This is a genomic window from Chryseobacterium endophyticum (genome assembly GCF_056333165.1).
The window spans coordinates 127,955-149,743 of the sequence record NZ_JBWGXE010000010.1; the positions used below are offsets into that span (position 1 = coordinate 127,955).

The following is a 21,789-nucleotide window of genomic DNA, read 5'->3' on the forward strand; positions in this document are numbered from 1 at the left end:
GTAAAAGTAGCCTGTCACACGACTGGTTTTCTTAATATTTACGGATCTCTTCTTCCGTATAGCCTTTTTCCTTGAGCTTTTGAATGTATATATTAGCACTGTACGTCATCCAGTTAACCGGTTCGGGAGCTGTTTTTTTATCGATAACAAATTCCAGGATTCCTTTATTGTCATTCATCCATGGGAGCATGTAATAGCGTAAACCTCCCTTGTAGCTTTTAAAATCATCAAAAGTTTTTCCCTGAGGCGTACGCATGGCCATACTGAATGATAAATAATAGAAAGCCGGGATCAGCAGGCAGATCCATGAAAATTTTTTAAAGAATACATATTTGCCGGATGTAAGTCCATAACCGACAGACAGGGCAAAGATTATGTTAAAGGGCAAAAAGAAGATATAATTATCCGATACCGCATAAAATGTAGCGAAGCCGTAGATTAAAACGGAGGCGAGGAAGAATACATTGAACATCTTTCTGTTTTCCTTGTACAGCATAATCATTCCTATGATTCCAACGATGACAAAAACGGTAAAATTGTATAATAGGTAGACCACGGATTTTCCCAGGTCAATAACATACTGCGAAAATGGTTTCTTGAATGAGTCTTCAACCCAGTGTCCCTGGTTGCTGGTGAAAGGAGAAGACAGCGGATATCCCTGGACGTAATTAACAATAAATAAAAGGGAGAAAATAATTGAAAAAGAGAGCAGTGAATATACCGCAACAGCCTTTTCAGATCTGAAATAGAACAGGAATAAAAGATAAGCCGGAATGAGCAGGAAATTCTGAATGTGCAGCCAGATGCTGATCCCCAGAAAAACTCCCGCTAAAACGATATAAGCTTTCTTTTTTTCTAATACAAAAGTGTTGATGATGCATAAATAAAACAGGGTAAGCCAAAAGGCATTATACGTATACACCTCAATGATCTCGGCATTTTTCCAGAAGGTAAAGCTGAATCCGAAAACAATCGCCCCTACAATAGCAGCCCAGTTTATTTTTGTTAAATTCCTGATTGTCATATAAACAAATGTAACGGCAAAAGCAGCTGAAAATATCACCAGAAACCTGTTGGATTCGATAGAGCCTAATCCTGTTATCTTATTGATCAGAATAGCGGTATTGCCGTACAAAATGTGGGAAGTGGAACTGGCGACCGTTTCAAAAGTGTCCAATTCAGTAGTGAGGGCAAACCCGACGCAATCGGCGAAAGGAATTTTAGTGAAACTCCCGGCGTAATAGATCAGTAAAAATGTGATAAACAGTAAACCGGAGGTAAAATATTTATTCATTTCTTAATTCTTCAGAATAGGAACATTCGAACATGCTTCACCGAACATCAGCGACTTGACGATCGGCTGCAATTGCTCTACCAGTTCGACATAAGCATTTTCAGGAATTTCTTTGTCGGAACAGCCTTTTACCAAAACTCTTTTGCCGCGCATTTCCTCAAAATCATAATTCTTTACCGCATTGTGCATCAAAATGACTTCAAGATCTTCACTGTTCCCGAAAACTATTTTTTTAGTGACCCCGGTGAGTTTGGCCGTAATTAAAAAATAAGCCCACAACGGAACAATGGCATCTGCGGAATTATAAACATATACAAAGGCGTCACGATATTCTTCAGGATCTATGGCGGCTACTTTCTCGCGGAAATCTTTTTCCTTCAAAATCATTTCCATAAAAAGAAAATCTTTCAGGTCGATTCCTTTTCTGATGCCTTTCGGAACAAGATCGGTAAGATCAAAATTGATGAGGCCGCTCTCTGCAACTTTATTTCGGATTTCAAATTCTTCTGACATTTTTTATCATTATCTTTGGACAAATTTACAAATTTAAGATGTTATATGTCTTAATTTGTTCTCTATCCATGTCATAGAAACCTCCCATAACTTCTGTTGCCACAAGAGAAATTCGGAAGGAGGTTGATGTCGGCAGGTAAGAAAATAAAAGATTTCAACAGAAATGAAGTATTATATCATTGCCGGAGAAGCTTCCGGAGATTTGCACGGGAGTAATTTAATGAAAGCTTTAAAACAGAAGGACCCGGATGCCGACTTCAGGTTTTGGGGTGGCGATCTGATGGCCGGACAGGGCGGAATACTGGTGAAACATTACCGGGATCTCGCATTCATGGGATTCCTGGAGGTGGCGATGAACCTGAGGACCATTCTGAATAATATTAAATTCTGTAAGGAAGATATCAAAAATCACAGGCCGGACGTTCTGATCCTGGTAGATTATCCCGGGTTTAACTTAAGAATTGCAAAGTTTGCCAAAGAACAGGGAATCAAGGTGGTTTACTATATTTCACCCCAGCTTTGGGCCTGGAAAGAAGGAAGGGTAGAGATCATTAAAAAATATGTTGACGAAATGATGGTTATCCTTCCTTTTGAGGAAGATTTTTATAAAAAACATGGCGTCCATTCTCATTTTGTCGGCCATCCTTTGCTGGATGCCATTTCAGATTTAAAAGAATTAAGCATTGATACATTTAAAACGGAGAACGGGTTGAATGATAAAGAAATCATAGCACTGCTGCCGGGATCACGAAAACAGGAAGTGGAGAAAATGCTCGAAATAATGCTCTCTGTAAGGCCTTATTTTCAGGAATATCAGTTTATTATTGCCGGCGCTCCGAGTCTTCCTAAAGAATTTTATGAAAATTATGTAGACGACAATGTTCACTTTGTTTCCAATAAAACCTATGATCTGCTGAGGTGTTCAAAGGCTGCACTGGTAACTTCGGGAACCGCCACTTTAGAAACTGCTTTATTGAATGTACCGGAAGTCGTTTGCTACCGTGGAAGTAAAATTTCTTATGCCATCGCAAAACGGCTGGTTAAAAATATAAAATACATTTCGCTGGTCAATCTTATTATGGGTCGTGAAGTGGTAAAGGAGTTGATTCAGAATGATTTAAATACAAATAACCTCGTTGAAGAACTTAGAAAAGTATTGCAAACGGAAAAAAGATTTGAAGTCTTAAAAGACTATGAACTTCTGAGGCAAAAACTCGGCGGCGAAGGAGCCAGCAAAAATGCAGCGGATATCATTGTGAAGATTTAAATTTTTAAATAAATTATTAAAATCGCGGGAAATTTTTCTGCGATTTTTCTTTTCTGTGGCGAATGTCCGGCTTGTTTTAAAGTTTTTCGATATTGATGAGGGATTTTCCTTTGAAATAAATATTTTTGGAAAAAGCACAAATTTTGAACAGGCAGCCACTTCTTATTCTCGTTATTTCCCTGATTCTAGGAATTTTCTTCCAGGATAGATTTTTATTAAAAGAAGCAAGCATTTATTGGGTTATTACCCTTTCTCTTATCGTTTTCCTTTCGGGGTTTTTGAAGAGCTACTTTTTATATAAAATACGATCTTATCTGCTGTGTATCATGTTTTTTGGGATTGGTGTCGTTTTACATTCTTTCACTTTTCATGAGAACAATGTTTCTGTTTCAGGAAAAAAGGCTATTGTTTTTAAAATTTCTAAAAAATTAAATTCTAATGAGAAAAACAGAAAATATGAAGCGGTAATCCGACTGGATCGGGAAAATATGAATGCTATTTTATACATTCCCAAAAGTGAGAAAGAATTAGATTTTATCCATTATTACAGAAACCATGCTTATCTGGCCCTTCCGAAAGTTCCGGAACATGATTTTCAGTTTAATTATTCGAAATACCTGAAGCGTAAAAATATTGATTATCAGTGTTATATTGGTGGCCATATCTCCTGTGCTGAAAGAAACGATTTAAGTATTGGTGAGGAATTTTCTCAGCAAAGACTGGAGGTTCTTGAAAAGATTGACCGCACGGGAATATCTTCAAGATCAAAAGAATTTCTGAAGGGAATTATCCTTGCGGACCGTACGGAAATTGATGCTGAGACTGTTCAGGATTTCAGCAGATCCGGATTGGTGCATTTTCTGGCGATTTCGGGAACACATATCGTTGTTATTTTCGGATTGTTCTATTTTTTGCTGCTGAGGGTTTTTCCGTTAAAATACAGAAAATATGCAATTATTTTGAGCTTGATTTTTATCTGGCTTTTTACTGTTTTTATCGGCTTTGGAAGTTCTGTAGTACGCTCCAGCATTATGTTGACGGTTTATTTCATATATGTTCTGCTCCAGAGAAAAACGGATGTTCTTCACGCGTTGGCATTGTCGGCGTTCATTATTTTAGTGCTTGATACTCAACAGGTTTTCGATGTTGGTTTCCAACTGAGTTTTCTCGCCGTATTGGGCATATATTGGCTGAATCAGCCTATTTTGCACTATTTTCCCAAGCAGGACAATAGGTTGAAAAAAGTCATTTTTAATACCATTTCCATTTCTGTTTCGGCTCAATTGGCGACATTACCACTGGTTTTGTATTATTTTCACCAGTTTTCGTTTATTTCGATTGTCGCCAACTTTTTTATTGTTCCGTTTTCGGAAGTTATCATCATTTTTTCTTTCTTAATGACTGCATTAATTGCTTTTAACTGTGATTTTAAATTACTGAATCATTTATACGAATTCACTATTGAAATTTTACTTAAAGTCATTCACTGGTTTGCTGATTTTAATGCCCTGTTTTTCGAAAATATTCCCATGAGTCTATCAGAAGTTTTCTGTCTGTTTATAATTTTTTCCTTGTTAAGGGCCGTCATTTTAAAGGGAAATCTTAAAAATTTTACGCGGCTAAGCATGGCTTTTTGTGCTTTTTTGATATTAAGGTCATCGTTAGATTTTTACGAAAGCCGTCAGACTGAAATTCTCTTTCATGATTTCTCAAAAAAGAAAATCGTTTCTGTGAAAAAAAGTAATTCTGTCTGTTTCTGGATTGATGAAAATTCAGATAAATCTAAAATTTCAAAATTTATTATTAATCCTTACTGTGCTTCAAGGCGCATAAAAAATGTCGAAGTGCGTACATTGCCTTCTGACGTTCAGAAAGTGGCCTGTGATCACAGAATTTATGAGATGAAATAATTCTGCTGCTTTTATGTTTTTCCTTTATTTATAATATTTTAAGCCTTATTTAGAAAGATTACAAACTGGCTATATGTGAGATTTCTCACTTTTTGATGTTGTTAACATTTCTTAATTTTGTGGAAAATCAAATTTAAACTTATATGGCAGGTTTAACGAGTTCTACGATAGGTAGAAAATATGCTATGGCATTGTCGGCGATCTTTTTGCTGATCTTTCTGGTGATGCACCTTTCTGTAAACCTTTTGTCGGTTTTTGGTGAGGATGCGTACAATAATGCTTCGCAGTTTATGGGGTATAATCCTCTTATTCAATTTGTAATGCAGCCGGTTCTGATATTTGCTGTGGTTTTCCATTTTGTAATGGGATTTGTTTTGGAAATTAAAAACCAAAAGGCACGTCCTGTGAAATACGAGTCAAATAATCCTTCTCACAATTCTACCTGGATGTCAAGAAATATGATCATTTCAGGTGCTGTGGTTCTGGCATTTATTTTTCTCCACATGTACGATTTCTGGTTTCATGAGATGAACTACAAGTACGTAGACGGATTGCCGATCGAAGAATCACGTTTCTGGGGAGATCTTCATGCAAAATTTGCAGACGCATGGAGGGTAATCATATACATTATCTCTTTTATCTTACTGGGACTGCATTTGGCGCATGGTTTCCAGTCTTCGTTCCAGTCTATCGGGGCAAGACATCCTAAATATACTCCTGTGATCATGGCTTTGGGAAAATGGTACTCCATCCTGATTCCTGCAGGATTTATTTTTATCGCAATTTATCACTTTGTAACTCAATAATATCAATATACTAATATGAGTAAATTAGATTCAAAAATTCCGGCGGGTCCTTTAAAGGATAAGTGGAAAAATCATAAAGACCATATGAACCTTGTTGCCCCAAACAACAGAGACAAGATTGATATTATTGTTGTGGGAACAGGTCTGGCAGGAGGTTCTGCTGCGGCTACTTTAGCAGAGCAGGGCTATAATGTAAAAGCATTCTGCTATCAGGATTCTCCGAGAAGAGCACACTCTATTGCGGCTCAGGGAGGTATCAACGCGGCTAAAAATTATCAGGGAGACGGAGATTCTACGTATAGATTATTCTACGATACCATTAAAGGAGGTGATTATAGAGCCAGAGAGGCAAATGTTTACCGATTAGCTGAGGTTTCCGCTAATATTATCGACCAGTGTGTTGCTCAGGGTGTTCCTTTCGGACGTGAATATGGAGGTCAGCTTGATAACCGTTCGTTTGGTGGTGTTCAGGTAAAAAGAACATTCTATGCAAAAGGACAAACCGGTCAGCAGTTATTATTAGGAGCATATTCTGCCATGAGCCGCCAGATCGGTAAAGGGAGAATCAAAATGTACAACCGTCACGAAATGATGGACCTTGTGATCGTTGATGGAAAAGCAAGAGGAATTATCGCAAGAAACCTTGTAACCGGTGAGATCGAGAGACATTCGGCTCACGCGGTGGTTATTGCTTCAGGAGGTTACGGAAACGTATATTTCCTTTCTACGAATGCAATGGGATCTAACGTTTCTGCAGCTTGGAAAATCCACAAAAAAGGAGCGTATTTCGCAAACCCTTGTTATGTACAGATTCACCCGACATGTATTCCGGTTCACGGAACACAGCAGTCTAAACTTACTTTGATGTCTGAATCTTTAAGAAACTCAGGAAGAATCTGGGTTCCTAAAAAAATTGAAGATTCAGTTGCCATCAGAGAAGGAAAATTAAGACCTGAAAATATTAAAGAAGAAGATAGGGATTATTATCTGGAAAGAAGATATCCGGCATTCGGTAACCTTGTACCAAGAGACGTAGCTTCAAGAGCTGCTAAAGAAAGATGCGACGCTGGTTACGGAATCGAAAATAATGATACCCAGGAAGGTGTTTACCTTGATTTCTCTACGGAGATCATGAAAAAAGGTAGGGAAGCCGCTATCGAAAAACATATTCACAACCCCACGGAACAGCAGATTTATGATCTGGGTAAAAGCTGGGTAGAAGAGAAATACGGTAACTTATTCGTGATGTATGAAAAAATTACCGCAGACGATCCTTATAAGACACCGATGAAAATTTATCCTGCCGTTCACTACACCATGGGTGGTGTTTGGGTTGATTATAATCTGCAATCTACCATTCCGGGATGTTTCGTAATAGGGGAGGCTAATTTCTCCGACCACGGAGCCAACCGACTGGGAGCTTCTGCTTTGATGCAGGGACTTGCAGACGGATATTTTGTACTTCCGTACACTATTGCGGATTATTTGTCTGCAGATATCAGAACGGGAGCCATTCCTACTGCAGCGCCGGCATTCGACGAAGCGGAAAAAGGAATTAAAGAAAAAATAGATTTCTTCCTTAATAATAAAGGAACTCATTCCGTTGACCACTTCCACAAAAAGTTAGGAAACATCATGTGGAATAAAGTAGGGATGGGAAGAACTCCAGAAGGATTAAGAGAAGCCATCAGAGAGATCGAAGAAGTAAGAAATGATTTCTGGAAAAACGTAAAAGTTCCGGGAGATAATGACGGAATGAATACCGAGCTTGAAAAAGCATTCAGAGTAGCAGACTTCTTAGAGCTTGGACAATTGATGGCCATTGACGCACTTCATAGAAACGAATCTTGTGGAGGTCATTTCCGTGAAGATCATGCTACGAAAGACGGAGAAGCGGAAAGAGATGACATCAATTACAAATATGTTGGAGCTTGGGAATATCAGGGAGACGATATCAATACAGAAGTATTGCACAAAGAAGAGCTCATCTATGATAATATTGAAGTGAAAACAAGAAGTTACAAATAACGCATATGGAGAGTTTAAAAAAAGTACTTCTGTTTTTTGTAATCTTCTCAGGATTTTCTGGAGTTTTTGCACAAAAAGTAACTACTCAGGCTATTGATAAGCCTTCCGAAGGTAAATCTTTGGTGTATATCCTTAAAACCGGAGCGGGTATGCTCCTTAACTTCAGGGTTTACGATAAAGATAAATTTTTGGGAGCTATACCAAGCGGAAAATACTTAGTTTACGAATGTGACCCGGGTGAGCATGTCTTCTGGGCAACATCAGAAAATAGAGATTATATTGAAGCCAATCTGGAACCTAACGCAGTATACGTTATTAATGCGGTAGGGGAAATGGGTGCTTTTATCGCAAGCGTTAACCTTAGACCTCTGAACCCTGCAGAGTTCAGAGATAGAAAGCTTTTTTATCAGATCGTGAAAAATAATACAAAAATACTGTATCAGCCTTCACAGGATGACAAATCTGAAAATATTGCGAAAGCAATGGAAAAGTACCAGGACCTGAAAAGCAGAAATTCTAATAAAATTGCAGTTTTAAGTTCAGATATGAAATTTGAAAATGCAGACAAACCAACAAAATAATCTCCAACCTATAAATATACAATTATGAGTGCTAAAAAAGGATTACATCTTACGCTGAAAATTTGGAGACAAAAAAATAATAAATCTAAAGGTCAGTTTGAGACTTATAAAATATCGGATGTTTCTACAGATTCCTCATTCCTTGAAATGTTGGACATCCTGAACGAAAATCTTATCAACGACGGAAAAGAGCCTATTGCTTTCGACCATGACTGTCGTGAGGGCATTTGCGGAATGTGTTCCCTCTACATCAACGGTAGAGCGCACGGACCGGATACAGGAATTACAACCTGTCAGCTTCACATGAGAATGTTCAAAGACGGTGAAACCATCGTTATTGAGCCGTGGAGAAGTGCTGCATTCCCTGTGATCAAAGACTTAATGGTAGACCGAAGCGCATTCGACAGGGTAATGGCTGCCGGAGGTTTCATTTCGGTAAATACTTCAGGAAATACTCTGGATGCCAACGCCATTCCGGTTCCTAAAGAGGATGCCGACAAAGCTATGGATGCTGCTGCATGTATCGGTTGTGGTGCATGTGTGGCTACTTGTAAAAACGGATCTGCGATGCTTTTCGTTGGTGCAAAGGTGTCTCAATACGCGCTTTTACCACAGGGTAGAATCGAAGCAAAAAGAAGAGTTCTTAACATGGTGAAAGCGATGGATGAAGAAGGATTCGGAAACTGCTCAAACACCGGCGCCTGCGAAGTGGAATGTCCGAAAGGGATTTCTCTCGAGAACATCGCAAGAATGAATAGAGAATATATGTCGGCATTTGTTGACAGAGGGTAGAAATTACCTGTTACATCATAAAAAAAATCGTCTCCTCTAAGGATGGCGATTTTTTTTTGCGATAAAATTTTGCAATTTGTTTTTTACAATTGATTATTTTTTTTTGGTGCTTTAAAAAAATCGGTCATTTCATTGGGAGATAAGGAGAAGTAATTCAGGATCTGAATAAAGTATGGCAATGTTATTTTTTCAGTCCCATTTTCTATTTTTGAAACTTTGCTCTGGGTAATGCCTAAGTCGATTGCTAATGTTTGCTGGGAAATTCCTCTCGTTTCACGTAATTTTCTTAATTTAAAACCTAAGTCTTTGTCTGTCATTTTATTTCATTCCTTTGTGTAAAACAAAATTAAAAATTTATTTTAATTTCAAAAAGATCTTTTCTGTTTATGATACGAATATTCTAAAATAGAATAGGATGTTTGAAAAAATCTATACAAATTTGTTCGAGGTTTCTAAAGTGGAAGCCATAAACAAAAAATTATAAATGTTATGAAAAAATTAAATGTTTCGCAAATGGAAAATTTGCAGGGAGGTAATGAAACCTCTAAAATATCTCCAGAATGTCTGGCTTCTATGGGTTTGTCAGCTGTTGCCGGAGGGATGATCGCTGGGCCATGGGGATACGCAATAGGTGCTGCGAGTGCTTATATTTGGAATCCAAAATGTAAATAAAGTAAGAGCCATATTTATGATTAAAACAATTGATGAAATCTTACAAAAGATAAGTTTAAAGTATAATTTGAAGTTTTCGTATAAAAATTCTAATTATCAACTTGAGAGTTCAATCTTTTTTATTAAACTCAAACTTGATGGCGATAAATTATCATATTGGATTAATCATAGGTATGGACTTATTTCTTATCTTTTTACGAAAAGTAAAATTGAAAAAATAATTATTGACTTAAAAACATTAACTTCAGAAAATAGAATCACTTTAAATCAAGTGGTTCTTAATAAATAAATTAGTGATAAATTCTTTAAGAATGTGTTGTATTGTCACCTGTATTTTAATTTACGATTTGTGGTAGACTTTTAACAGTAAACGGATTAACAATATTTTATAATTTACAATGATTGAATATGTTTCTTGTTTACAAAGAAATATCATTAATACAATTATAAATAATAAAAGTGAAATCTATTTGATTGCTGAAAATTATTTTTAATTGAAAATAGAAAGGTTTTTAAGTTTTTCTCTTTTTAAAACACTTATGAAAAAAGAACTAAAAATATTTGTAGATCTAAGCATTATTATCGGTATTTTTTTTAGTATATTGACGTTTCTTGCTTTTAATAGAAATTGGATAGATTCCGAAAGTCAAAGAGTTACATTTATTATGGGTATACTTACGGCTGTTTTTATAGGAGTTTCGTTATTACCAAAATGTAGAGGTTTATTCATTTTTGTTATATCTCTTATTTTTGTTTCTTTCACGTACATTTTTTTTAAGTAGCAGAACTCCTTCTGCGTTATATTGATGAAAAATTTTCTACTTTTCATAGGCATTGTTTTATGTTATTTAGTGTTAGCATATTTAGACAAAACCTATATTTCTACTGATTCGAAAATAATAGACTTCCTCACCAAAGATTATCCAAATGCCGTTGTTCAAAATTATATGGATAGCCAGAAAAGATGGTGGTGGCTTGGATATTCAATAATTCCTGCGCTTGTTGGAATCAAAGTATTATTAGTTGCTTTCTGTCTTAATTTTCTAAAATTATTTGATCTCTCGAAAATAGATCAGGTAAAATTTAGTGATTTTGTTTTTTTAGCGCTTCTTGCAGAATCTGTTTTTATAATCGCAGGCTTTTATAAACTTACTTACTTCTATTGGATCAATACAAACTATACAATTGAAGATGTACAGACATACTATCCATTATCACTATTGAATTTTAAAGAAAACATTTCTACCGAGAAATGGTTAGCTTATCCTTTGCAATTACTCAATATTTTCGAATTGTTTTACTGGGTTCTTATTGCTTGGGGTGTACGAGAGTTTTTAGAAGAGAAAATTAGCTATTTAAAGTCATTTGGTTTGGTCGCCGTAACTTACGGTATAGGCTTATTATTTTGGACAGCAACAGTATGTTTTTTAATACTTAATGCACAGTATTAATGAAAAATAAAAGTTTAAAGATATTTGCAATCCTTATTCCTTTCTTTGTGATAGGAATACTTGTTTATTTGTTTTTTAATTTTCAACAGAAAAAAGAAAAAATCAAACAGTTAGAGAATATTCCTTCATTTAGTCTAAAAACAATTAATGGAAGTTATATTAAATCTCAAAATTTAAAGAACAAAAATAACAAAGTCATTATTTATTTCAGCCCGGATTGTCAGTTTTGTCAGTCAGAAGCAGAAGAGCTTAGTGCAATGTATAGGGATTATAAAAATACAGAATGGATTTGGATTGCCAGTGAACCTTTGGAACAGATAAAAACTTTTGCAGAAAAGTATAAATTACACAATTACCAAAATATTCATTGGTGCTATGATGATAAAGCAAATTTTTACAGAAGATTTCAAATGAAAAGCGTCCCCTATTTTTTGGTATATGATGAGAATAATCATCTTATCAACAAAAAAGCAGGAGCCATCAAGCTTCCAAAATTATTAGAAAATACCAATGAAAAATATTAGAAGAACCTTTTCTCTTCAAAAAGATCATACAGATTGTGGAGTAGGATGTCTGCAGTCTTTGGTAAGATATTATGGTGGGGATATTTCTTTAGAAATATTAAGAGAGAAAAGCGGAACGAGCAAAACAGGTACTACACTTTTAGGTTTGTATCAATGTGCTATGGAAATCGGTTTCGATGCGGAGGGCTGTGAAGCGGATATAGATGCATTAATTGAACATAATCAACCTGTAATTTTACATGTAACATTAGAAAATAAATACGAGCATTATGTTGTCTTTTATTGTAGAGATTCTTTTAGAGATAATCAATTTCTTATCGGAGATCCTGCCAAAGGATTAGAATATTGGAGTGCAGAGCAATTGCAGGAAGTTTGGATTTCTAGAACCTGTTTAACGTTATTCCCGAATGAAGGCTTTGAGAAAAAAGAAATCCATGTCTCAAAAAAGGAAAAATGGTTTTTTAATCTTATAAGAGAAGACAAGGAATCCATTTACATTATTATCCTTTTAGGTATAGTTACTACTTTATTGGGTATGGCAATGTCTATTTTTTCACAAAAATTAATAGATGATATTTTACCTAAAAGAAAAATTAGCATTCTTTTTTTAAGTATTGGTTTTTTGTGCTTTCTTTTGATTGCCAGAGTTATTATTCAGTCATTAAGAGACTTTTATATTATAAGACAAAGTAAAGATTTTAACCAGAGAGTTAATCAGTCTTTTTTTAGTTCTTTGCTATATCTTCCCAAAAATTTTTTCGATACAAGGAAAATAGGGGACTTTATTGCAAGGCTAAATGATACACAAAGAATACAAACTGTAATCAAACATTTATTAACAAATACGACTATAGACATCATCAGCGTTTTTATTTCTATAGGTTTTCTTTTTTATTTTTCTTGGAAACTCGCTTTGCTTTGTTTACTGGTTTCTCCCATTGTTTTTTATATTATTTTTAAGTTTAATAAAAAAATTATTGGGGCGCAGAAAGAAGTAATGCATCATTATGGTATTAACGAAGCAAATTATATAGATATTATCAGAGGCATAGCTGTTATAAAAGGTTTGGGGAAACAAGATTTATTTCTGCGGCAAGAGACTTTAGTTTTCGAAAACTTTCAAGACAAAATATTTAACCTTGGGAAAATAAATATTAAAATTACCCTATACTCCGGTTTGACCTTGGTTTTTTTTCTTATTGTAATATTAGGTTTTTCATCTTATAATGTTTTGAATAAACAAATTAAAGTAGGTGAGCTTATGGCTATTATAGGAATTGCAGGGTCTCTGCTTGGTGCCATAACAAACTTAGCTTTGATGAGCATACCAATACAAGAAGCAAAGATTGCTTTTGACAGAATGTTTGAATACTCATCATTGCCAAAAGAAAAATTGGATGGGATAGAAGTTGATCATATTAACGGAATAGAAATTCAAAAATTAGATTTTAGATTTAAAGGTCGTAGCAAATTATTGGAAAATATTAATCTAACATTAAAGAAAGGTGAAATTACATGTATATTAGGAGAAAGTGGATGTGGCAAAACAACTTTTGCTGAAATCCTTCAAAAAAATTTTGAACCTGAAAATGGTACAATTATAGTAAATAATCAAATATTATTTCAAAATATTTCCAATGAAAATTGGAGAAGTAAGATCTCCATCGTTCCACAAGAGGTAAAGTTGTTTAATGGAACTGTTTTACAAAATATTGTTTTAAATGATGATGTTGACAGAGCCAGATTTCAAGATTTGATAAATTTAGGTTTTCAAACATTTATAAATAGTCTTCCACAGGGGTTAATGACGATTGTTGGTGAAGAAGGAATAAATTTATCCGGAGGGCAAAAACAGCTACTTGGTTGGATGAGAGCACTCTATCATCAACCTGAATTTTTGATACTTGATGAACCTGTATCTTCTTTGGATATAGAAAACAGGGATTTTATTTACACAGTAATTAATCAAATTCATAGGGACAAAATCATTTTAATTATTAGTCATAATCTGGAGAAATTAGAAGTGATTTCTCGTCAGATATTTTGCTTAAAAGATAAGACATTAAGTAAACGATAGATTAATTTTTCTTTTAGTTAAATCTTTCATAAAATACTTTCAAATATTATATTTAGTTGAGATGAAAAACTTATTTTTGCGTAATTATAAAATTTAAAATGAGAAAATATCTTTTATTGTTTATCATCGCTGTTTTTGCGATGTCCTGCTCTAAAAAAGTAGAAGTAAAAGGAAAAATTAGCGGCGGTTCTCCACTGGAGAGAATCGAATTTATTGAGGCGTCGGGAGTAGCTACCTTGCCATTGATTAATATCGGGATTAATAAAGACGGAACCTTTGCCGGAAGCTTCGACGCTCCTAAGAGCGGAATGTATGTGATGTCATACGGAGGAAAGCAAAACCTTATATATCTGAAGGGAGGCCAAAAGCTTGAAATTTCAGGAAACGGAATGACTTTCCCTTCTGAATTTACCATTACGGGTGATGCAAAAAACAACAATGACTTCCTTAACGCTACCCAAAAATATCTTGCGACCTACGCTCAGAAGGTAAATATGGGTGAGCTTATTGCAAAAGATGAAAAGACTTTCTTAAAAGGAATGGAAAAAGTTGAGGCCGATATCAATAAAAATATCGAAGAAAACGTAAAGAAATTCAATCCTGATAATGAGCTTGTACAGTGGAAAAAGAACGATTTATCAAGTACTTTGCTTACTATTCTTAATCAATATGAGATGAGTCATAATCAGATGGGGAATAATCCGTCTTTCAAAGTGACCAAAGCTTTCACAGATTACGAGAATAAACTGCAGGAGAATAAAGATGTGATGGTAAAGGAAAACCCTTACTACAGACAATATCTTTTAGGAAAAATGAGTCCTGATTTCCAGAAATATGCACAGGCAAACAGTGCAGGAAAAACTGATATTACCACTTCAGAATTATTTACTGAATATTTAAAGAAAAATCAGAAAGACCTTTCACAGACTGCGAAGGATTATTTACTGGCATTTGTAATGGCTCAGTCTGATATTCACCCGGGAAGTCCTGAAAAGACGATTGAAAAAATCAAAAAAATTATTGATACTGATATTAAAGATGCTACCATTAAAGAAGATCTGAAGAAAATCCAGTTTGCGATCAACGGTTTCAAAATCGGTGAGCAGGCTCCTGAAGCATCCTTGATTAAAGTTGACGGAAAATCATACAGCCTTTCCACAAACAAAGGGAAACCATACATGATGATGTTCTATGCATCGTGGAATCCTTATATTGGTGAGGCAACCATTCCTGTTTTAAAAGAAGTGGTGAATTTCTACAAATCGAAAATGAACTTTGTTTATGTCAATGTTGACGATACGAAAGATCAGTTTGTAAAAACAAGCAGCTCTTTAATGAAAGGAGTTACAGGAACGAATGTATATGGTGAAGGAGGATTGAATTCTGACATTGCCAAAAAATATGGAATTTACGGTTTCAAGTTACCGTGCTTCGTTATTGTTGATAAAGACGGTAAAATCGCCAGCAAGCCATTCTTCAATCTTGGAGATCCCGAATTGGTAACTGTTTTGGATAAGCAGACCGGGCTTTCTGCACCAAAAGTCAATCCAAATATTCAATTGCAGCCGGGATCAGCGATGGACCCAGCGGTGGCACAACAAGTTCCACAAGAACAGGTAAATCCGCAGCCGGCTCAGACAAAATAATTTAAATTGAGTACATATAAAAACCTTGTCTTCGGATAAGGTTTTTTTTATTGTATTTTTGCAGACTGAAACATTAGGTTTCCGATTACGCTTTGTCAAAGTTAGGTCTCTGTCAAAGTTTTAGAAATTAAACAGAAAAAATTCTTAATGGGAAAGAGAAATAAGAAAAATATTATTCTTGAAAATATTAAACTCTTAAATGCCGGCGCAAAAGGAGTTGCCATCGGTAGAACGGAAGAAGGAAAAACGGTATTGGTGACAGGCGCAATTCCTGGTGATGTTGTAAATGTAAAGGTGAAAAAAGCGAAGTCTAAATATTATGAAGGCGAAGCAATAGATCTTTTGGAAAAATCACCTCACAGAGTAGATCCCAGGTGTATCCATTTTGGTGTGTGTGGCGGTTGCAAGTGGCAGAATATGAGCTATGAAAAACAACTGGATTTCAAACAGGAAGAAGTATACAATAATATTAAAAGAATCGGCGGGATTGATCATTTTGAAACCATTCCGATTCTGGGTTCTGAAGAGCAATATTATTACAGAAATAAAATGGAATTTTCTTTTTCCAATGCACGCTGGCTGACTCAATATGAAATAAGTTCAGAAGAAAACTTTGGTAACAGGGATGCGTTGGGATTCCATATTCCGGGGATGTGGAGTAAAATTCTCGATCTTAAAGAATGTTTCCTTCAGGAGGAACCTTCGAACACCATAAGGCTCGCTGTAAAAGAGTATGCTGTAAAAAACGGTCTGGATTTTTTCGATGTTAAAAATCATGAAGGATTTTTGAGAACATTGATGATGAGGCAAAACTCAGCAGGAGAATGGATGGTGCTTTTTCAGCTTTTCAGAGAAGAGAAAGAGACCAGGGAGAAACTTTTCCAATTCCTGTTGGAAACTTTTCCTCAAATCAAAACTTTGGTGTACGCCATAAATCCGAAGCCTAACGATTCGATCTATGACCTGGATATTCATGTGTATTCCGGAGAAGGATTTCTGATGGAAGAAATGGATGGTCTTAAATTTAAGATTGGTCCGAAATCTTTCTTTCAGACAAACTATAAGCAGGCCCTTGAACTGTACAGAAAAACCCTGGAGTTTGCAGACCTGAAAGGTGATGAAGTGGTTTACGATCTCTATACCGGAACCGGAACAATTGCTCAGTACGTTGCCAGAAAGGCAAAACAGGTGATTGGGATAGAATCTGTTCAGGAAGCTATTGATGCAGCCATAGAACATGCAGAACTAAACGGACTTACCAATACAACGTTTTACTGCGGCGATATGAAAGATATTTTTAATGATGAATTTCTCGCAGCTCATCCCAAGGCCGATGTTTTAATTACCGACCCGCCAAGAGACGGAATGCACCAGAAAGTGGTAGAGCAGATCCTGAAACTGTCCCCGGAAAAAGTAGTGTATGTAAGCTGTAATTCCGCAACTCAGGCACGCGATCTTTCCCTGATGAAAGAGCATTATGATGTGGTGAAAATTTTACCGGTAGACATGTTCCCGCAGACGCATCATGTGGAAAATATTGCGTTGCTGATTAAGAAATAATTTATTTAAATTTGGAAACGACCCATATTATATGAGATATTTTAAATTCCTGTTGGCTTTATGTTTTATCAGTTTGCTGTTTTCATGCGGATCTGATGATGACATCTGTGAAAGTGGTGAAGGCACCCCCAGAATGAAATTTTCGTTTCTCAATCTTTCCGATAAAAAAGTCAAAACATTGGATTCCCTTTACGTCGCGGTAGATTATGGTTCGGGAAAAGTGCAGTTTGGAGGCCAGGCGAAAATCACTTCCACGGTAATTCCTTTGAGAGTAGACGATTCTCCGTATACGGATATCTATTTCAGAACAGAAAATAATGGTGCAGAATCCAGAGTAAGGATAAATTATTCTACAAAAGCAGTGTACGTTTCACCGGGATGTGGGATTAAGAAGACCTATGAAAACTTAAATTCGGTATTAACTTCGTCGGTAACGGCTCCTGTGAAAGGCATAGAAGACGGACAAAATTTTATAGAGAATGAAGACAAGACTAATCTTTACCTTCTTTTTTAGTATACTTTTTATTTTGGGCTCTGCTCAGGATAATAAGAAAACAGAAAAGGAAAAATGGAAATATAAACCGAACTTTATGGTTGGTGTGGATGTTCTTAATACAGGAGTTGCTTTTTTTTCAGACAGAAAACTGTATCAGGGCTTTATTTCGTCAAAAATAAAGGATAACATCCATGGAATAATAGAGGCGGGATTTGAATCTAATATTTATCAGAAAAATAGTTACGACGTAAAAGCCAATGGACCATTCCTGAAATTAGGTGCATTTTATATGCTGGCTAAAGATCCTGAAAATGAGTTTAACGGGTTTTATGCAGGAGGAAAAGCCGGGGCATCATTTTACACCCAGGAATATATGGCAGTTCCCGTGAGAGGATATGGCGGCAGCAGTTCATCGGTAAGTTTTCCATCTTCTACGCAGTCTTCGTACTGGCTGGAAGGAACCATCGGAGGCCGGGTTCAGCTTTTTGAATCCAATTTTTTTATCGATGTAAACCTGCAGCCCAGATATCTTATTTTCACTACCAAACAGGATGAGATACAGCCAATGATCGTTCCCGGATTTGGAAAAAGCTCTTCCAAGTTCAATATGGGCTTTGCCTGGAACCTGGCGTATAAGTTCTGATAAATTGACTAATAATCATATATGAAAATTATTTATTAAAAATTATCATCTGATTAAAAATAGCAACATGCTAGTTTTTATCTTATTTGCTGTTTGTTTTTGAATTTTAACAATTAGAAATAAAAAATATTAAGAGGATTAATCTTTATTCAAAAAGATTGATCCTTTTTATTTTGATATATGAAAAAATACAGCTATTGAAGAAGTGATAATATTTTCTATTATTCTGAGTTCGAAGATTATTCATTTTATTACACGTATTTTTCAAATAAATACTTTTTATTGTTAATATTTGTATTAGAATAATACGTTATGTTTAAAATAACTATATTTGGCGATAAATTTAATTGAAAAAGCTATGAAGAAAATTTTTACTTCTTTCTTTTCTCTTTTTATGTTGGGTGCAGCTACCGCTCAATGGTCGCCAACGACATTTAAAGGAGAGAAAGTAAGAAAAGAGGCTAATATAAAAGCCTATTATTCATTGGATATTTCAGCTTTAAGATCTCAACTTGCAAATGCTCAGGAAGCAGGAAAAGGTGCTAAAGCTGTTGAAATTTCTCTGCCTACCCTTAATGGAAAAGTAGAGAAGTTTGCGGTATATAGTTTTCCTGTATTCGCCAAAGATCTTGCCGATCAGTACCAGTTGGGTTCTTACGTAGGAGTAGGGGTGGATGATCCATCGAAATATGTAAGATTTTCGCTTGCTCCGAATGACTTCCAGTCTATGATTTTCTCTGATGGAAATTATGAATTTGTAGAACCGGCAAATGCTGATAAGACAGTGTATGGAGTACATCCGAAAACACAGGGAAGTAAGCATGGCTTTGAATGTTCTACGGAAGAACCTACTGCTGCCATCAAGCAAATTGAATCTCTTACCCATAAAGGATCTACTATTGCAAATCAGCCTACTGATTTCTCTAAAAGCAATGACAAAAAGTACAGAACCATGAGATTGGCTATATCGGCCACCAGTTCGTATGTAGCTTTTACAGGAGGAACCTTAGCGTCTGCACTTGCCCAGATCAATGCTACCATGACAAGGGTGAATGGTGTTTTTGAAAAAGATTTTGCACTTCACCTTAATATTGTGAGTTACCCGGGAATCATTTTCACAAATCCTGCTACTGACCCGTATGTCGGACCATCAGTTAACCTGAATTTGAAATTACAGCAGACGCTTACTGCCAATGTAGGAAACGCAAACTATGACATCGGACACGTATTTAATGCTGCAGGAAACAATGGTAATGCAGGATGTATTGGTTGTGTATGTATTGCACCGGCGAGTAACACCTCGTTAGGAAAAGGATCTGCATTTACCCAAAGTACGTCTCCGGCAAGTGATACGTTTGATATAGATTTCGTTGCTCACGAAATGGGACATCAGCTTGGAGCAACCCATACATTTGCATTCAACTTAGAAGGAGCTGGTTCTAATATTGAGCCTGGTTCGGGTTCTACCATTATGGGGTATGCCGGAATTACCGGAGCGGATAATGATGTTCAGGCTCATTCTGATCCATACTTCCACATGGTCAGCTTATTTCAGGTTAATGATAATTTGATTAGTAAAACCTGTGATGTAGAAACTCCTATCTCAAATAATCCTCCGGTAATTGCCAGTTTGCCAGCCTATACTATACCTAAAGGGACTCCTTTTGTACTGACTGCCTCGGCTACCGATGCTGAAAATGATCCTATGACTTATACATGGGAGCAAATAGATAATGCCGATGAAACCATTGATAAATATAATATAGGAACAACTGACACTGGAGCGTCGTTCAGATCATTCAATCCAACGACCAGCCCTACCAGATATTTTCCTAAATTGGAATCGGTTATAAACGGATATTTGGATAATAGCAATGATACTTGGGAATCTGTTCCTTTGGTTGCGAGAGAGATGAATTTTGCGGTGACAGTGAGGGATAATAACGCGAATGCTAATCAACAGCAGGCAAATTATAACTTCCAAACCATTAATGTTGGAAATAATGGGCCTTTCAGAGTATCTAATACATCACAATATTTATATTCAAATGTATCGAACAATATAACTTGGGATGTAGCAAGTACTACATTGGCACCATATAATTCACCGAATGTTAAGATAGACTATTCTACAGACAATGGTGCGACCTGGACGGTTTTATCGGCAAGTACTCCCAATGACGGATCTGAGGCGATCAGCATGCCGGCTTCGCTAAACGGACAATTTGTAGCACTTAGAATTTCTTCAATAGGAAACGTATTCTATGCTCTTAAAAAGATGTTTGTAGCAACGCAGGTTGCTTGTGGTACTGCCGTGTCAGGAGTATATGTGAGCAATATTACTGCATTTACAGCAAGTGTAAACTGGGCGCCAATAACGGGAGCTGCCTCTTATGTGATAAGATATAAGAAAGTATCAGATAATACATGGCAACAAGCGACTTCTACAACAAATAATGTTAACCTTGCAAACCTTTCAGATGCTTCGGCTTATGAAGTTCAGGTAGCAGCGGTTTGTTCCGGCACAACAGGAGCGTATTCTGCTTCGGTGAATTTCTCTACTCCTGATATAGTTTATTGTGCTGCTTCATCTGCAACAGCTGCTAATCTCTATATTAATAAGGTACAGGTTGCAAATATCAATAATACTTCTACCGGTTCTGTTTATACAAACTTTACAACAAATCCTGCGCTTCAGGTTAATCTTGTAAAAGGGACTCAGTATCCTATGACAATCACGAGTAATGTTGCGGCTTATAACTTTGCTGTGGTTTTTATTGATTACAATAGAAACGGAATATTTGAATCTACCGAAAGAGTGCTGAACTTCCCTGTAGCGTCAGCGTCATCTTTCTCAAATTCATTTACAGTTCCTACTACAGGTGTTGTTGAAGGGCAGATTCTCAGAATGAGAGTAATCCTAGGTTTTGCAGGGTCTACTAATGCGGGATTAAGCGTATCGCCAGACATAGTTTGTGGAACTAATTTTAATGATGGAGAAGTTGAAGATTATAATGTAGTTGTTACAGCAACTGCTTTAGCGACGAACGACATCACAGGTCCTAAAAATGATATTCAGCTATATCCAAACCCGACAGCAGATATTTTAAATATCACTAAAATTTCCGATAAGGCAGCTTATAAGATTTACAGTGCAGCCGGCCAGTTGGTAAGACAGGGCAATATTAGCAACGGTCAGATCAATGTTTCTGAGCTGATTAAAGGAGCTTATGTAATTACTATTGAAGAAAAAGGAAAAGATTTGTTCACATCCAAATTCATCAAAAAGTAATAACACAATAAAAATTGATTACTTAAATCCCCGGGGCCACCCGGGGATTTTTTTTTATTGTTTTTGAAGTTTAAATATTCAAAAGTTAATTATCATATAAATATGCAATTCGACTGATTAGTGTTTTTAAGGTATATAAAGAATTATGTTTGTCTAATTTAATAGTTTGTCTTAATTATTGTGAAATTTATACAAAATAAATGCGTGTGTTTTTAAATTAATAACAAAAAATCATTA

18 protein-coding genes are annotated in these 21,789 nt (G+C 35.9%); 15 read left to right on the forward strand and 3 right to left on the reverse strand.

Annotated features, from left to right (window positions below; all coding sequences use genetic code 11):
• Window positions 1-31: 31 nt before the first annotated feature.
• The gene (locus AC0N32_RS18580) at window positions 32-1,294 is read right to left on the reverse strand and encodes a protein O-mannosyl-transferase family (RefSeq protein WP_476395335.1); all 1,263 of its coding nucleotides are present in this window, start codon (window positions 1,292-1,294) and stop codon (window positions 32-34) included.
• A 3-nt stretch (window positions 1,295-1,297) separates the two neighbouring features.
• Window positions 1,298-1,807, reverse strand: coding sequence for a DUF2480 family protein (locus tag AC0N32_RS18585; RefSeq protein WP_476395336.1), 510 nt, complete (start codon window positions 1,805-1,807; stop codon window positions 1,298-1,300).
• 163 nt (window positions 1,808-1,970) lie between these two features.
• Between AC0N32_RS18585 and lpxB the strand changes: the two genes are divergently transcribed.
• From lpxB to AC0N32_RS18615, 6 genes are all read left to right on the forward strand, one after another.
• Window positions 1,971-3,074, forward strand: coding sequence for a lipid-A-disaccharide synthase (gene lpxB / locus AC0N32_RS18590; RefSeq protein ID WP_476395337.1), 1,104 nt, complete (start codon window positions 1,971-1,973; stop codon window positions 3,072-3,074).
• Between the two features lie 125 nt (window positions 3,075-3,199).
• On the forward strand, window positions 3,200-4,984 hold the full coding sequence (locus tag AC0N32_RS18595; protein ID WP_476395338.1) for a ComEC/Rec2 family competence protein: 1,785 nt from the start codon (window positions 3,200-3,202) through the stop codon (window positions 4,982-4,984).
• A 143-nt stretch (window positions 4,985-5,127) separates the two neighbouring features.
• A complete protein-coding gene (locus AC0N32_RS18600) occupies window positions 5,128-5,790 on the forward strand; it encodes a succinate dehydrogenase cytochrome b subunit (protein ID WP_476395339.1) in 663 nt (220 codons plus the stop codon).
• Between the two features lie 15 nt (window positions 5,791-5,805).
• The gene (locus AC0N32_RS18605) at window positions 5,806-7,818 is read left to right on the forward strand and encodes a fumarate reductase/succinate dehydrogenase flavoprotein subunit (RefSeq protein ID WP_476395340.1); all 2,013 of its coding nucleotides are present in this window, start codon (window positions 5,806-5,808) and stop codon (window positions 7,816-7,818) included.
• A 5-nt stretch (window positions 7,819-7,823) separates the two neighbouring features.
• Complete coding sequence (locus AC0N32_RS18610) at window positions 7,824-8,399, forward strand: hypothetical protein (protein ID WP_476395341.1); 576 nt, start codon at window positions 7,824-7,826, stop codon at window positions 8,397-8,399.
• Between the two features lie 24 nt (window positions 8,400-8,423).
• Entirely contained in the window at window positions 8,424-9,191 is a 768-nt protein-coding gene (locus AC0N32_RS18615) for a succinate dehydrogenase/fumarate reductase iron-sulfur subunit (protein WP_476395342.1), read from the forward strand.
• Between the two features lie 83 nt (window positions 9,192-9,274).
• Here the strand turns inward: AC0N32_RS18615 and AC0N32_RS18620 are convergent, their stop codons facing one another.
• Window positions 9,275-9,508, reverse strand: a complete 234-nt coding sequence (locus AC0N32_RS18620) for a helix-turn-helix domain-containing protein (RefSeq protein ID WP_476395343.1) — start codon at window positions 9,506-9,508, stop codon at window positions 9,275-9,277.
• A gap of 172 nt (window positions 9,509-9,680) precedes the next feature.
• Between AC0N32_RS18620 and AC0N32_RS18625 the strand changes: the two genes are divergently transcribed.
• The 9 genes from AC0N32_RS18625 to AC0N32_RS18665 all read left to right on the forward strand — a co-directional run bounded on the left by AC0N32_RS18625 (window position 9,681) and on the right by AC0N32_RS18665 (window position 21,552).
• Window positions 9,681-9,863, forward strand: coding sequence for a hypothetical protein (locus AC0N32_RS18625; RefSeq protein WP_476395344.1), 183 nt, complete (start codon window positions 9,681-9,683; stop codon window positions 9,861-9,863).
• Window positions 9,864-10,669: 806 nt separating this feature from the next.
• On the forward strand, window positions 10,670-11,314 hold the full coding sequence (locus tag AC0N32_RS18630; RefSeq protein WP_476395345.1) for a hypothetical protein: 645 nt from the start codon (window positions 10,670-10,672) through the stop codon (window positions 11,312-11,314).
• Entirely contained in the window at window positions 11,314-11,838 is a 525-nt protein-coding gene (locus AC0N32_RS18635) for a TlpA family protein disulfide reductase (protein WP_476395346.1), read from the forward strand. The genes AC0N32_RS18630 and AC0N32_RS18635 overlap by 1 nt, the downstream gene beginning before the upstream one ends.
• Window positions 11,825-13,915, forward strand: coding sequence for a peptidase domain-containing ABC transporter (locus AC0N32_RS18640; RefSeq protein ID WP_476395347.1), 2,091 nt, complete (start codon window positions 11,825-11,827; stop codon window positions 13,913-13,915). Before AC0N32_RS18635 ends, AC0N32_RS18640 begins: the two co-directional genes overlap by 14 nt.
• A 98-nt stretch (window positions 13,916-14,013) precedes the next feature.
• Window positions 14,014-15,561, forward strand: a complete 1,548-nt coding sequence (locus AC0N32_RS18645) for a TlpA family protein disulfide reductase (protein WP_476395348.1) — start codon at window positions 14,014-14,016, stop codon at window positions 15,559-15,561.
• A 147-nt stretch (window positions 15,562-15,708) separates the two neighbouring features.
• Complete coding sequence (gene rlmD / locus AC0N32_RS18650; protein ID WP_476395349.1) at window positions 15,709-17,121, forward strand: 23S rRNA (uracil(1939)-C(5))-methyltransferase RlmD; 1,413 nt, start codon at window positions 15,709-15,711, stop codon at window positions 17,119-17,121.
• A 31-nt stretch (window positions 17,122-17,152) separates the two neighbouring features.
• On the forward strand, window positions 17,153-17,635 hold the full coding sequence (locus tag AC0N32_RS18655) for a DUF6452 family protein (protein WP_476395350.1): 483 nt from the start codon (window positions 17,153-17,155) through the stop codon (window positions 17,633-17,635).
• Window positions 17,601-18,260: a DUF6048 family protein gene (locus AC0N32_RS18660; protein ID WP_476395351.1), complete on the forward strand. Its 660-nt coding sequence runs from the start codon at window positions 17,601-17,603 to the stop codon at window positions 18,258-18,260. The genes AC0N32_RS18655 and AC0N32_RS18660 overlap by 35 nt, the downstream gene beginning before the upstream one ends.
• Window positions 18,261-18,618: 358 nt before the next feature.
• On the forward strand, window positions 18,619-21,552 hold the full coding sequence (locus tag AC0N32_RS18665) for a reprolysin-like metallopeptidase (protein ID WP_476395352.1): 2,934 nt from the start codon (window positions 18,619-18,621) through the stop codon (window positions 21,550-21,552).
• Window positions 21,553-21,789: the final 237 nt, after the last annotated feature.

What these genes read in the sequence shown, in the direction of transcription:
- AC0N32_RS18620 (WP_476395343.1), bottom strand. Translation starts at nt 9,508, where the DNA reads ATGACAGACAAAGACTTAGGTTTTAAATTAAGAAAATTACGTGAAACG.
- rlmD (WP_476395349.1), top strand. Translation starts at nt 15,709, where the DNA reads ATGGGAAAGAGAAATAAGAAAAATATTATTCTTGAAAATATTAAACTC.
- AC0N32_RS18645 (WP_476395348.1), top strand. Translation starts at nt 14,014, where the DNA reads ATGAGAAAATATCTTTTATTGTTTATCATCGCTGTTTTTGCGATGTCC.
- AC0N32_RS18655 (WP_476395350.1), top strand. Translation starts at nt 17,153, where the DNA reads ATGAGATATTTTAAATTCCTGTTGGCTTTATGTTTTATCAGTTTGCTG.
- AC0N32_RS18665 (WP_476395352.1), top strand. Translation starts at nt 18,619, where the DNA reads ATGAAGAAAATTTTTACTTCTTTCTTTTCTCTTTTTATGTTGGGTGCA.
- AC0N32_RS18585 (WP_476395336.1), bottom strand. Translation starts at nt 1,807, where the DNA reads ATGTCAGAAGAATTTGAAATCCGAAATAAAGTTGCAGAGAGCGGCCTC.
- AC0N32_RS18625 (WP_476395344.1), top strand. Translation starts at nt 9,681, where the DNA reads ATGAAAAAATTAAATGTTTCGCAAATGGAAAATTTGCAGGGAGGTAAT.
- AC0N32_RS18600 (WP_476395339.1), top strand. Translation starts at nt 5,128, where the DNA reads ATGGCAGGTTTAACGAGTTCTACGATAGGTAGAAAATATGCTATGGCA.
- AC0N32_RS18615 (WP_476395342.1), top strand. Translation starts at nt 8,424, where the DNA reads ATGAGTGCTAAAAAAGGATTACATCTTACGCTGAAAATTTGGAGACAA.
- AC0N32_RS18580 (WP_476395335.1), bottom strand. Translation starts at nt 1,294, where the DNA reads ATGAATAAATATTTTACCTCCGGTTTACTGTTTATCACATTTTTACTG.
- AC0N32_RS18630 (WP_476395345.1), top strand. Translation starts at nt 10,670, where the DNA reads ATGAAAAATTTTCTACTTTTCATAGGCATTGTTTTATGTTATTTAGTG.
- lpxB (WP_476395337.1), top strand. Translation starts at nt 1,971, where the DNA reads ATGAAGTATTATATCATTGCCGGAGAAGCTTCCGGAGATTTGCACGGG.
- AC0N32_RS18635 (WP_476395346.1), top strand. Translation starts at nt 11,314, where the DNA reads ATGAAAAATAAAAGTTTAAAGATATTTGCAATCCTTATTCCTTTCTTT.
- AC0N32_RS18640 (WP_476395347.1), top strand. Translation starts at nt 11,825, where the DNA reads ATGAAAAATATTAGAAGAACCTTTTCTCTTCAAAAAGATCATACAGAT.
- AC0N32_RS18660 (WP_476395351.1), top strand. Translation starts at nt 17,601, where the DNA reads ATGAAGACAAGACTAATCTTTACCTTCTTTTTTAGTATACTTTTTATT.
- AC0N32_RS18605 (WP_476395340.1), top strand. Translation starts at nt 5,806, where the DNA reads ATGAGTAAATTAGATTCAAAAATTCCGGCGGGTCCTTTAAAGGATAAG.
- AC0N32_RS18610 (WP_476395341.1), top strand. Translation starts at nt 7,824, where the DNA reads ATGGAGAGTTTAAAAAAAGTACTTCTGTTTTTTGTAATCTTCTCAGGA.